This window comes from Mesorhizobium album, from assembly GCF_033977205.1.
Classification (GTDB): Bacteria; Pseudomonadota; Alphaproteobacteria; order Rhizobiales; family Rhizobiaceae; genus Mesorhizobium; species Mesorhizobium album.
Genome location: NZ_JAVIIW010000007.1, coordinates 107,706 through 120,168, shown reverse-complemented (window position 1 = coordinate 120,168; position 12,463 = coordinate 107,706). Strand labels below are relative to the sequence as shown.

Genomic DNA, 12,463 nt, shown 5'->3' with positions numbered 1-12,463 from the left:
CTGCCGGACATCTCCTCCTCAAGGGGGGAGATTGGCCGGCTTTTTCGCTTTCGCAAATCACCAGCCATGCAAGACTGGCAGAGCCATCAACGCTGCTGATCTCCCCCCTTGAGGGGGAAATGCCCGGCAGGGCAGAGGGGGGTGCCTCGCGCCCGCTCACGCGGTTGCAGCCCTGATCGCCGGATAAAGCGCGCGGTAGCGCTGATAGGCGTCCGCGAAGGCGCCGCCGAGGCGGGCGTCGGGTTCGATCGTGGCATCGGTCGCCGGCGCGGTGCAGACGGCAAGCGGATCGGCACCTGTCGCGGCGATCAGGCCGAGGCGCGCCGCGCCGAAAGCGGCGCCGAAATCGCCGTCGGCCGGAATGTCGACCGGCAGCTGCAAAGCGGTGGCGATCGCCTTCAGCCAGTAGCGCGAGCGCGAGCCGCCGCCGATCGCCGTCACCCGGGACAGCGTCGTGCCGGCCGTCTTAAGCGCTTCGAGACTGTCGCGGAAGGCAAAGGCGACGCCTTCGAGCACGGCCTGCGTCAGCGCGGCGCGGCTCGATTGATGCGCAAGCCCCGTGAAGGAGCCGCGGATGCCGGAATCATTGTGCGGCGTGCGCTCGCCCGAGAGATAGGGCAGGAAGGTGACGCCCGTGGGCGCGTTGAGACTGTCGCCGAGCTCGCCGGTCAGTTCGCCGGCGCCTTTGCCGGTGATCTCCGACAGCCAGTTGAGCGAATCGGTGGCCGACAGAATGACGCCCATCTGGTGCCAGGTGTCGGGCAGCGCATGGCAGAAGGTGTGCACCGCGCTTTCCGGATTGGGCAGATAGGAGGCGTTGGCGGCAAACAGCACACCGGAGGTGCCGAGCGAGACGAAGGCGTGGCCGGCGCGGACGCTGCCCATGCCGCAGGCCGAGGCCGCGTTGTCGCCGGCGCCGCCGGCAACCGGAATGCCGGCGCCAACACCCCATCTCGCCGCGAGCTCGCCACGCAGGCCGCCGGCCTTCGCTGTGCCTTCGACCAGCAACGGCATGTGCCTTTCATCGAGCGATGTCACTGCCAGCAGTTCGGAGGACCAGCGCCGGGTGCCGACATCGAGCCAGGATGTGCCGGCCGAGTCCGACATTTCCGAAATATGCTCGCCGGTCAGCCAGAGCCGTAAGAAATCCTTGGGCAAGAGCACCTTGGCCACCTTGGCGAAGATTGCCGGCTCGTTGTTCTTCACCCAGCTGAGCTTCGGCGCCGTGAAGCCGGGGAAGACGATGTTGCCGGTGAGCCTGCGGAAGCGCGGATCGGCGTCGAGCGCGGCCGCCTCGGCATGGCTGCGCGTGTCGTTCCACAGGATGCACGGGCGCAGCACCTTGTCCGAGGCATCGAGCAGGGTCGCGCCATGCATCTGGCCGGAAAGGCCGATGCCCCTCACCGCCGCGAGTTCCTTCGGATGGGAAGCCTTGAGCGCGTCGATCGCCGCCTCGCAGGTCTCGATCCAGTGCGCCGGGTCCTGCTCGGACCAGCCGGGATGCGGCCGCGAGACATCGAGCGAGCCATGGCCGGAACCGATGACCTTCTGGCGATCATCGATCAGCAGCGCCTTGACGCCTGATGTGCCCAGGTCGAGGCCGAGATACATGATTTCCTCCCATTGCCATTAATTTTTTCGGATCTCGAAAAAATCTGGCTGGGCCAGTTCTTATGCCAAGATCCGCTTCGGGTCAATTCTCCGACAAATCGGCCGCGCGCCTCAAGAACAGCGCCGATAGCGGACTATCCGGCCGCGCCAGCCGGCGCTCGGCGGCAAGTGCCCGTGCCAGCGCCGCGTCGCTGGCGCGCAGCGCCGCCTCGATCAGCGTCAGGTCGATCACGTCGCGCTGCGCATGGCTGCCGCCGAAGCGGTGCGCGATCGAGCGGATCGGCCGGATCAGGCGCACGGCCTCATCGTAATTGCCTTCGCCGAAGGACTTGATGGCCAAGGTCAGGGGATGGCCGACATCGCGCGTGAAGGCGGCATTGTCGTCATCGCCCCGCATCGCCTCGCGCTGCGCCTCAAGCAAGGTTTGCGCGGGCGCCGCCAGCCCGGCGCCGAGAAAGGCCATCATCGCATGTACGTCGTTGAAGGCATAATTGCCGGCCGCGGCCTTCGGCGCCCAGTTCGCGGCCAGTGCCGCCCAGCGGTCGCCGACATCGACGCCGCCGAGATGGAGACGCCAAAGAATTGCCGAGGCGTCGACCATGTTGAGCGCCAGCGTCGAGCGGTCGCCGTAGATCGGCCCATCATAGAGCGCCAGAACCTCATCGATCTCGCCGAGATCGTAGTGGAACAGCGCCAGATGCCACCAATTGTGGATTTTCAGGAAGCTGTCCTTGGACCAGGCATCGGGGTTGGCGCGCATCCAGGCGATGCCGTCCTTTTGCCGGCTTTGCATTTCCATGACATGCGCCACGGCGTGCTGTGCCCAGCCGTCGCGCGGCTCGATGTCGATCGCCTGCCTGCCGAAGCTTTCGGCGCGCGCATAATCGCCCATTTCCTCCAGTCCGAAGGCTTGCATGCCGAGAACGGCATGATAGCCCGGCATGCCTTTCTGCCAGGCCGGCAGCGCCCGGCCGATGCGGTCGCGCAGCATGCGGGCATTGCCGGTGAAGAAGTCGATCTGGTGTCCTATCTGCAGCGCCAGCGCGTCGAGCGGATTGTCGATTGCGATATCCTCCAGGACGCGGGCGGCATCGTGCCAGCGGCCCTCGGCGAGATGGCCGAGAGCTGCGACATGCGCCTGCTCGCGCGTGGTGCCGGTAAGCGGCAGCGCCGCTGTATGGCAGGATCGCGCAACTGCCATTGCATCGCGCTCGGTGGCGAGGCCGAACAGATAGCCCTTGAACACATGCGCCATCACGAAGCCGGGGTCGTCGGCGATCGCGCGGTCGATTGCAGCGACCGGGTCGCCGATGAAGCATTGCAGCTCATGGACGGCTCTGGCGTAGGACGAAAAGCCGGCTTGGGTCGCGCCTGAAAAAGCCAGGCCGAATGCGTCCTTCAGCGCCATTGAGTGTCCTTCGATGCTCGCAAATCGGCTGTTCGGAGCCTGATCCTAGAGCATCGCCGACCAACCCGCCAACCGTGGACGACGGGCTTCTTGCCTACCCTGCTACGGTACCGCCTCAATTCCCCGAGCGCATCGCCACAGTGGCGATGCCGGCGCCAACCAGCAGGGTGCCGCCCGTACGGTTGAAGACGCGGATCGCCTTCGGGTTGCGCACGATGGCGCGCGCCCTGGAAGCAATCAGCGCATAGCCGAAGGCGTTGCTGAAGGCGAGCCCCAGGAAGGTCGCCTCGAAGACCAGCATCTGCGTCCAGAAGTCGGCGTGGCGGTCGAGGAACTGCGGCAGGAAGGCGACGAAGAAGGTGATGCTCTTCGGGTTGAGCGCCGTGACCAGCCAGGCATGCGCCATCATCCTTGCCGCCGACACCGCGTCGGTGCGCGGCTCAGCCTTCAGAGCACCGCCGGCGCGGAATAGCTTTATGCCGAGATAGATCAGATAGCCGGCGCCGATCACCTTGAGCACCGTGAACACCGTGGCCGAAGCGGCAAGCAGCGCACCGATGCCCAGCATCGACAGCGTCATCGCGGTGAAGTCGCCGAGCGCGACGCCGACCGCCATCGGCAAAGCGGTGCGCCAGCCCTGGCCCAGCGCATAGGAGACGACCAAGAGGATCGTCGGGCCTGGAATGACGAGAAGGATCGTGGAGGCGGCGGCAAAGGCAGCCCAGTTTTCGAAGGACATTTCCCTATTCCTTGAGCGCAAAGAAAAGGATAAATCCTGGGGTCTTCGCGATTGTAAAGAGGGCCTGGAGAAAATCTTCGGCGTCTGTCTGCCGGGTCCTCCAGCGAAGTAACCGGCTGTTAGGGTTAAGCCCGGGTCTGCACTCTTCATGCTTTATCAACCATGAACGATGAAAATGCCTGCCATTCGGCCGGACCGTGCTTCCCGCCGACAGCGTAGGGTTTGGTGTATGCGCGAGTTGCCGCAAAGTCTGACGCCGCCTTCGAACGGCGATACAATCGAAACCGAAATTCAGCTTTCCCGCCGCGCCATGCTTGCCGGCGCAGGCGCCATGGCGCTGCTCGGCATCGCCGGCTGCAGCACCACCGACACGCTCGATCTGCCGCAGCTACAGCTCGACGATACCACCACCGGCTCGGTGCATCCGATGCGCCCGGCGATCAGCGTCGACAAGAATATCACCGGCCCGGACGTGATGTACGCCTCGCTCACCGATGGCGGTTTCCAGGTGCCCGCTGTGCCCTGGCAGAAGGTCAAGCCGGAGTTCCGCCGCCAGATCGTCGTTGACAAGACCGGCGAGGCGCCCGGCACCATCGTCGTCCATCTGCAGGAACGCATGCTCTATCTGGTCCAGCCGGGCGGCGATGCCATCCGCTACGGCGTCGGCATCGGCAAGGACGGCTTCCGCTGGTCGGGCCGCGCCAACATCCAGTATGGCCGCGAATGGCCGGTCTGGACGCCGCCGCCGGAGATGGTCCAGCGCAAGCCGGAGCTGGTGAAATGGCAAGGCGGCCAGCCCGGCGGCCTCACCAATCCTCTCGGCGCCCGCGCGCTCTACATCTACCAGAACGGCAAGGATACCGGTTACCGCATTCACGGCTCGCCCGAATGGTGGAGCATCGGCCAGGCGATGTCGTCGGGCTGCGTGCGGCTGATCAACCAGGATATCATCGATCTCTACAACCGCGTCTCGAAGAAAAACCCGGTCGTCGTGGTCTGATTTCTTCAGCGGCACAAGCGGTCGCAATTTTTCGGGACCATGCCTCCCCGTTTCTTTCCGTTGCGCGATACCGCAAGACAGGCGAAGGTGCTCTGAAAACCTTCGCCTTGGGAGAGAAAGATCATGGCCGGAACCTTCGTCATCGCGCAGGGCGGCGGCCCGACCGCCGTCATCAACCAGACGGTCGTCGGCGCCACGCTGGAGATCCGCAAACGGCATCCCGGCGCCAAGGTGCTGGGTTCGATCCATGGCGTGCGCGGCATCCGCGACGGCAATTATGTCGACCTCTCCGCCATTCCGGAGGATCGGCTGCGGCTGATCGCCGCCACGCCGAGCGCCGCCCTCGGCTCGACCCGCGACAAGCCTGACGCCGCCTATTGCGAGGTCATCCTCAACGGCCTGAAGAAGGCCGGCGCCGACGCCTTCATCTATATCGGCGGCAACGACACCTCGGGCACGCAGCAGATCCTGACAGATGCCGCGGGCGGCAGCATCGCCTTCGTGCATGCGCCGAAGACCATCGACAACGACCTCGAGGAGAACGACCACACTCCGGGCTTCATTTCGGCCGCTGAATTCGTCGCCGGCGCCTTCCTCTCCGTCGATCTCGATTTCCGCGCGCTGCCCGGCATCTATGTCGGCATCGTCATGGGCCGGCATGCCGGTTTCCTCACCGCTGCCGCCGCCGCCTGGCAGCTCGATCCCGACAGCGGCCCGCATCTCGTCTATGTGCCCGAGCGCGCCTTCTCCGCCGAGCGCTTCATCGACGATGTCCGCAAGACGCTCGACCGGCATAAGCGCTGCATCGTCGCCGTCTCGGAGGGCGTCAGCACCGCCGACGGCAGGGCACTGGTCGAAAGTCTGGTGCCGCCGGAAAAGCTCGAGCGCGACCAGCATGGCAACGTCAAATTGTCGGGCAGCGACCTGCCGGCGGCGCTCGAACGGGCGCTCGCCGAAGGCCTGCCGGGCAAGCGGGCGCGCGTCGATGCACTGGGCTACATGCCGCGCGGCTATGTCGGCGCGATCAGCGCGGTGGATGCTCAAGAAGCCTTCGATGCAGGTGCTTTTGCGGTTGCGGTCGCCGAGGAAGGCGGCGGCTCGGTGGCGCTGCAATATGATGGCAAAAAGACCGTGCTGAAGAAGGTGCCGCTCAAGGCGGTCGCTGGCAAGACGCGCCATATGCCGGACAATTTCATGAAGCCCGATGTCAGCCAGCTTTCCGAGGCCGGCATGGCCTATCTGAAGCGGCTGGTGCCGGAAAAATACAAGGTCGGCAAGCCGTTCGTCTGATGCACGAGCTTGTGGTGGGCGACTGGTTCGGCAAGGCCATCGTCGATGCCGGGACGACGATGCTCACCGAGCCGTTCGTGCATGATTTCGTGCGCGCCAATATCTGGCATTTCAAGGGCCGCGACGCCGATCTTCTGGTCGATACCGGCATGGGTATCTGCCCGCTGGCGCCGGAGATCGACACGCCGGCGGGCAAGCCGCTCATCGTCGTCGCCACTCACATCCATCTCGATCATGTCGGCTCGCTGCACGAATTTCCGCTCAGGATGGGGCCGAAGGCGAGCGCGGCGCAGTTCGAAGGCATGGATGATGCCGTCACCTATGCCTACATGTTCCACAATCTCGACGGCGCGGTATCAAAGCTGCCGGCGCCCGGCTGGAAGGCGGCCGATTATCGGATCCCGTCGGCGCCGCTTTCGCGAGCGCTCGACGAGGGCGATGTCATCGATCTCGGCGACCGGAAATTCCGCGTGCTGCATCTGCCCGGACATTCGCCGGACTCGATCGGGCTGTTCGACGAGGCCGACGGACGGTTTTTCGCCGGCGACGCTATCTATGACGGCATGCTGATCGACGATCTGCCGGATTCCGACCGGGCTGCCTATTGCCGCACCATGCAGCGGCTGCTCGACCTGCCGATACGGATCGGCCATGGCGGCCATGGCCCCAGTTTCGATGGCGTGGGCATGCGCGAGATAGCGTCTGCCTATCTGCGCCGGAGAGAGCGGTTCGTGAGCGCTCTCTGAATTAAATCTTCGTAAGGTTACCCAAAGGCCCTGATTCAGGCCATTCCGCGCCCTAAATCCCGATTGTCGATCCGGCCGGCTGCCATGCATGGCGAGGCAGGCAGTCCCGGTCGCCGACACGTCGACGGGCGCTTCCCTCGATAGTGCCCGCGGCGCCGGATCAACTCTCGCCCGGACAGAAACGACCATGTCACCATCAAGCATACTTCGCAGACATCGCGTCGCGGCCCTGCTGGGCGCTGCGCTGATCATCACCCCCGTCGTCGTCTCCTTTGCGCAAAATGGGGGCAACGCAGGCTTGAGCACCGTGGCCGCGACAACCCAGACCCCGGTCGCCGGCATAAAGGCGCCCAACGGCTCGTTCGCGCCGATTGTCGCCACCACCAAGCCGGCTGTCGTGACGGTCACGACAGTCATGAATGCACAGCCCAATGCCATGGGAGAGGCCTCGCCCCCTGATGGCAGTAACGGCAATTCGCCCTTCGACGATTATTTCCGCCAGTTCTTCGGCGATCAGGGGATCCCTGTGCCCAAGGCGCCGCCACAGCAGTCGCAGCACGCCGAGGCCCTGGGCTCCGGCTTCATTGTCGGCTCGGATGGCACCATCGTCACCAACAACCACGTCGTCGACGGCGCGACATCGATCAAGGTGACTCTCGACGACGGCACCGAACTGCCCGCCAAGCTTGTCGGCCACGATACCAAGAACGATCTTGCGGTGCTCAAGATCAAGGCGAGCAAGCCGCTGCCGACCATCAAATGGGGCGATTCCAACAAGCTGATGACCGGCGACCAGGTGCTGGCGATCGGCAATCCGTTCGGCATCGGTACCACCGTCACGGCCGGCATCGTCTCGGCGCGCGGGCGCGACCTGCATAGCGGGCCATTCGACGATTTCATCCAGATAGATGCGCCGATCAACCGCGGCAACTCCGGTGGTCCGCTGGTCGACGTCGACGGCAATGTCGTCGGCATCGATACCGCCATCTTTTCGCCCAATGGCGGTAGCGTCGGCGTCGGTTTCGCCATCCCGTCGAACCAGGCTCAGAAGGTCGTCGCCAAGCTGATGAAGGGCGGCAATATCGAATACGGCTATCTCGGCGTGCAGATCCAACCGGTCACGCAGGATGTCGCCAGCGCCATGGGCCTCGATCATCCGGGCGGCGCGCTGGTCGCGGCGGTCACGCAAGGGTCGCCGGCGGCCAAGGCCGGCATCGAGATCGGCGACGTCATCACCGGCTTCGGCGGCCAGGAGATCAAGGACCCGAAGGATCTGTCGCGCGCCGTCGCCGATGTCGCGCCTGGCGCCAAGGAGACGGTCAATATCTGGCGCAAGGGCAAGGCGATCCAGATCTCGGCCGATGTCGGCCGCAACAGCGAGGATACGCAGACCGCTTCCACCGGCGAACAGGGCAAGCCGTCCGCCGGACAGGGCCTGGGCGTGCCGTCGCTCGGCCTTGGCCTGACGGACATCACCCCTGACATCCGCCAGGAGCTCAACCTTGCCGACAACCAGCGCGGCGCCGTGGTCGAGCGCGTCAGCCCGGACAAGGCAGCCTCGGCCGCCGGCCTCCAGCCGGGCGACGTCATCGTCGCCGTCGACCAAACGCCGGTGAAGAGCGCCAGGCAGGCAAACCAGGTGATCGCCGAGGCCAGCAAGTCCGGCAAGAAGTCGGTGCTGCTTCTGGTCGATCGCGGCGACCAGCAGATCTTCGTCGCCGTACCCTTCGCCGCTGGCTGAGGCGTGTTGCTGGCGGGCGAGCGCATACGCAAGTACTCTCATCCCTAACCCCTCCCCGCAAGGGGAGGGGAATCCCGTGTACGTGCCAGCCAGCAGCAATAGCTGAGGAGCTTGGCCGTCCCTCATCGTCCCGTTCCCTGTGGGGACGGGTAAGGGGGTATGTGCCGCACGAATGCTTCCGAACTGCCCGCAAGATTCCTGTTGCCCGTCGGGATGTCTTCGAGAACACTGCTCGACCGTGCAAGGAGGCGTCTCGATGGTCACACGCGGCTTCTTTTCCGGAAGGCGTCCTCCCTCGGACACGGGTCAGCGCATCCCGCCGGGACAATATCTGGAGCAGGGCTTTCCGGTTCTCTCTGCAGGACCGACGCCGCGCGTGCGCACGGAGGACTGGTCCTTCACGCTCAAGCACGGACCGCGGCCGATCAAGAGCTGGAACTGGGCGGAATTCAACGCCCTGCCGCAAAGCAAGATGACCCGAGACATCCATTGCGTGACGGCCTGGACCAAGTTCAACACGGCCTGGCAAGGCGTGATGATCGACGACGTCCTCGCCGATGCCGGCATCGAGCCGCCGACCGCCTTCACGTTGGCGCATTCCTTCGACGGCTATTCCACCAACGTGCCGACCAAGGACCTTGCCACTGGCAAGGCGATGGTGGCGTTGCTTTACGAGGGCAAGCCGATCGCTCCCGACCATGGCGGACCGGCGCGGCTTTTGGTGCCGCATCTCTATTTCTGGAAGTCGGCCAAATGGGTACATGGGCTGCAATTCACCGAGCGCGACGAGCCGGGTTTTTGGGAGCTGCGCGGTTACCACATCTATGGCGACCCCTGGCGTGAGCAGCGCTATTCGGGCGATCCATGAGCGCGGATCCGCAGCCGAAGTCGCCATGGCAAACGGCCTCGATCACCCGCATTGAAAAGCGCACGCCGCGCGTCACCAGCTTCTGGTTCCAGCCGTCGCGACCGTTTACCCATCTGGCGGGGCAGCATGTCGACATCAGGCTGACGGCGCCGGACGGCTATCAGGCGCGCCGTTCCTATTCCATTGCCTCGGCGCCGGAGGCAGGCGCCGGCATCGAGCTGGCGATCGAGCGGCTCGACGATGGCGAGGTTTCGCCTTTCTTCCACGATGTGGCGGAGGTCGGCGACGAGATCGAATTGCGCGGTCCGCTCGGCGGCCACTTCATCTGGGAGGCGAGCGACGGCGGGCCGCTCCTGCTGGTCGGCGGCGGCTCCGGCGTGGTGCCGCTGATGGCCATGGTGCGCCACCGGACGCTGCGAAAATCGGCAGTGCCGGTCGCGCTGATGTTCTCGGCGCGGATCTGGGACGAGGTGATCTTCCGCAACGAGTTGATTAGCCTCGACGACCGCCGCGACGGCTTCGATCTGGTACTGACGCTGACACGCGAACCGGCGCGACGGCCGGCGGACCATTCGCGCCGCATCGATGCCGCCATGGTCATGCAGGCCATCGGACGGCTGCCCAAGCCGCCCACGCTTGCCTTCGTCTGCGGCTCGAATGCGTTCGTGTCCGCGGCCGCCCAGGCGCTGATCGATGCCGGCGTTCCGGCGGGCATCATCCGCACCGAGCGCTACGGGGTGTGAACGCTCGCCATCTCAGCTGACCGGCGGGGTTTGCCAGCGCCAGATTGCATCAGGCTCTGCCTGATTCAGCCCGGCCATCTGGGAGCCCCGATTTCTCTCTCCTTGCCGATGCCAGCGACGCTTCCGAATCGGCTCCGGATCAGCATCGAAATGGTTAAAGGTATCGAAAAGTGACTATTAGGAGATTCTAAAATCGAACCGAACGGTTCGTTTCTGTTGACGGTGCGTGCAGGATGGGGTGAACATTGGCCGTCGGATACAGTTGGTGAGCCGAACGGCAAGATGGCATAAGCATATGATTCTACTTACGAAAAATCGCGGTGTAGGAACGATTTCTGCAATTTCAAGGTGTGGATTCATAGGCCAGCCGGAACAACTTCGTGATTGGAATCCGGCAGCCGGCTCACCCACATCGGGGCTGTCCGAACGACGCGATTTCATTCCCAAGACACGCCGCTAGACGGACGGAAAAGAGATACTGGAGTACCAAAAATGAAAAAGATTGTTCTCACTGCCGCCGCCCTTCTGGCTGTTTCCGGCAGCGCCTTCGCCGCGAGCGACAACTATGGTTCCAACGGCGCCAATCAGCCGGCCGCCGCGGTCGACACTTCTTACACGGCCTCGGTCCATAAGTCGCAGCCGGCCGATCAGAAGCCCGTCACACAGGGCGCTGATCGCAACCTCTTCGGCAACAACTAACAGCCGATTGCGACCATGATCTCGTTATGAGGGGCATGGTCGAACGGCGATGGACGGCGGGTCCGCCCGCCGCCTCTCGATGCATGTCGCCCAAAAGTGTGCAGCGGTTTTGGGAAACGACATGCATCAGATCAAGAATTCAGGAGTATTGAAAATGAAGAAGATTCTTCTCGCCACCGCGGCCGTTCTGGCCCTCTCGAGTGCTGCGTTCGCAGCCAGCGACAACTACGGCTCCAATGGCGCCAATCAGCCGGCTGCCGCTCCGGCGGCTGCTGTCGATACCTCGCGCACGTCGTCGATCGGCGCCGACTCGCCGGTTTACAAGCTGCTGAACTCGTCGCATGACGCACAGAAGTCGGCCCCGCAGGGCAGCGACCGTAACCGGTTCGGCCGCTAACAGCCGCAGGCAGTTGAAGAAAGAGCGGCGGGCCAAGCCCGCCGCTCTTTCTTTTAGCCGGTACGACTACTGCCTTTAGCCGGCCTCAGGCCGCCTTTGCCTCTTCGCGATGCAGCGTGAAGGAGTGGCCGTCGGCGTCGAAGATGTGCAGGTCGCCGGCGCTGGCATTCAGCCGCAATGTCTCGCCGCGCTTGACCTCGACATTGCCCGGCAGCTTGGCCACCAGCGGCAGGTCGGCGCGGCCGATATCGACATAGACGAGCTGAACCTCGCCGAGTTGCTCGATATAATCCACCTTGCCTTCGAACAGATAATCCGCACCCGTGGCGATCGCGAGATCCTCCGGCCGCACGCCGAAGCTCACTGCGGTCCCGTTCGCCGAGGCCGGCGTTGCGATCGGCACCGTCGCCTTGCGGCCGCCGACATGGCTGACCACGGTCGGATTGCCGGCCTTTTCGATCTTCGCCGGCAATATGTTCATGGCGGGCGAGCCGATGAACTGGGCGACGAACAGGTTGCCCGGCCGCTTGTAGAGCTCCATCGGCGTGCCGACTTGCTCGACAACGCCCTCCTTCAGCACCACGATGCGGTCCGCCAGCGTCATCGCCTCGACCTGGTCGTGGGTGACGTAGATCATCGTCGTGTTCGGCATCTGCTCCTTCAGCTTGGCGATCTCGATGCGGGTGGCGACGCGCAGTGCCGCGTCGAGATTAGACAGCGGCTCGTCGAACAGGAACACCTTCGGATTGCGCACGATGGCGCGGCCGATGGCGACGCGCTGGCGTTGGCCGCCCGACATCGCCTTGGGCAGGCGGTCGAGATATTTGGTGAGCTGCAGAATTTCGGCCGCCTGGCGCACGCGCTTGTCGATCTCGGCCTTGCTTTCCTTGCCGATCTTCATCGAGAAGGCCATGTTGTCGTAGACCGTCATATGCGGATAGAGCGCATAGGACTGGAACACCATGGCGATGCCGCGCTTCGACGGCGGCACGTCGTTCACCACCTCGCCATCGATCTTGAGCACGCCGGACGTAATCTCCTCAAGGCCGGCGATCGACCGCAGCAAGGTCGACTTGCCGCAACCCGACGGCCCGACAAAGACGATGAACTCGCCCGATTTGATGTCGAGGTCGATGCCGTGGAGAATGTTGAGGTTGCCGTATGATTTCTTCACCTGGTCCAGCGTGACATCGGCCATGTTTTCTTCCTCCCAGTGATTGT

Annotated in this window: 12 protein-coding genes; 8 read left to right on the top strand and 4 right to left on the bottom strand. The window is 64.3% G+C overall.

The genetic code is table 11. The features are described 5' to 3' along the window. Window positions 1–156: 156 nt before the first annotated feature. The 3 genes from xylB to RFN28_RS08390 form a co-directional block, all read right to left on the bottom strand. Window positions 157–1,611, bottom strand: a complete 1,455-nt coding sequence (gene xylB / locus RFN28_RS08400) for a xylulokinase (RefSeq protein ID WP_320286906.1) — start codon at window positions 1,609–1,611, stop codon at window positions 157–159. Window positions 1,612–1,693: 82 nt separating this feature from the next. Next, on the bottom strand, window positions 1,694–3,019 hold the full coding sequence (locus RFN28_RS08395) for a tetratricopeptide repeat protein (RefSeq protein ID WP_320286905.1): 1,326 nt from the start codon (window positions 3,017–3,019) through the stop codon (window positions 1,694–1,696). A 115-nt stretch (window positions 3,020–3,134) separates the two neighbouring features. Then, the gene (locus tag RFN28_RS08390) at window positions 3,135–3,758 is read right to left on the bottom strand and encodes a LysE family translocator (RefSeq protein ID WP_320286904.1); all 624 of its coding nucleotides are present in this window, start codon (window positions 3,756–3,758) and stop codon (window positions 3,135–3,137) included. A 310-nt stretch (window positions 3,759–4,068) separates the two neighbouring features. Here RFN28_RS08390 and RFN28_RS08385 point away from each other — a divergent pair, with 310 nt between their 5' ends. From RFN28_RS08385 to RFN28_RS08350, 8 genes are all read left to right on the top strand, one after another. Then, entirely contained in the window at window positions 4,069–4,758 is a 690-nt protein-coding gene (locus RFN28_RS08385; protein WP_320286981.1) for a L,D-transpeptidase, read from the top strand. Window positions 4,759–4,881: 123 nt separating this feature from the next. Further along, entirely contained in the window at window positions 4,882–6,048 is a 1,167-nt protein-coding gene (locus RFN28_RS08380) for a diphosphate--fructose-6-phosphate 1-phosphotransferase (RefSeq protein WP_320286903.1), read from the top strand. After that, window positions 6,048–6,794, top strand: coding sequence for an MBL fold metallo-hydrolase (locus RFN28_RS08375; RefSeq protein WP_320286902.1), 747 nt, complete (start codon window positions 6,048–6,050; stop codon window positions 6,792–6,794). The genes RFN28_RS08380 and RFN28_RS08375 overlap by 1 nt, the downstream gene beginning before the upstream one ends. Window positions 6,795–6,981: 187 nt before the next feature. After that, window positions 6,982–8,535: a DegQ family serine endoprotease gene (locus RFN28_RS08370; RefSeq protein WP_320286901.1), complete on the top strand. Its 1,554-nt coding sequence runs from the start codon at window positions 6,982–6,984 to the stop codon at window positions 8,533–8,535. Between the two features lie 256 nt (window positions 8,536–8,791). After that, window positions 8,792–9,403 (top strand): molybdopterin-dependent oxidoreductase, encoded by a 612-nt coding sequence (locus RFN28_RS08365; RefSeq protein ID WP_320286900.1) that lies wholly within the window; start codon window positions 8,792–8,794, stop codon window positions 9,401–9,403. After that, window positions 9,400–10,146, top strand: coding sequence for an FAD-binding oxidoreductase (locus tag RFN28_RS08360; protein ID WP_320286899.1), 747 nt, complete (start codon window positions 9,400–9,402; stop codon window positions 10,144–10,146). Before RFN28_RS08365 ends, RFN28_RS08360 begins: the two co-directional genes overlap by 4 nt. A gap of 492 nt (window positions 10,147–10,638) precedes the next feature. Then, on the top strand, window positions 10,639–10,845 hold the full coding sequence (locus RFN28_RS08355) for a DUF680 domain-containing protein (RefSeq protein ID WP_320286898.1): 207 nt from the start codon (window positions 10,639–10,641) through the stop codon (window positions 10,843–10,845). A gap of 154 nt (window positions 10,846–10,999) precedes the next feature. After that, window positions 11,000–11,242, top strand: a complete 243-nt coding sequence (locus RFN28_RS08350) for a DUF680 domain-containing protein (RefSeq protein ID WP_320286980.1) — start codon at window positions 11,000–11,002, stop codon at window positions 11,240–11,242. A gap of 85 nt (window positions 11,243–11,327) precedes the next feature. On the opposite strand, the gene RFN28_RS08345 is transcribed toward RFN28_RS08350, so the two are convergent. After that, a complete protein-coding gene (locus tag RFN28_RS08345) occupies window positions 11,328–12,440 on the bottom strand; it encodes an ABC transporter ATP-binding protein (RefSeq protein ID WP_320286897.1) in 1,113 nt (370 codons plus the stop codon). Window positions 12,441–12,463 lie beyond the last annotated feature (23 nt).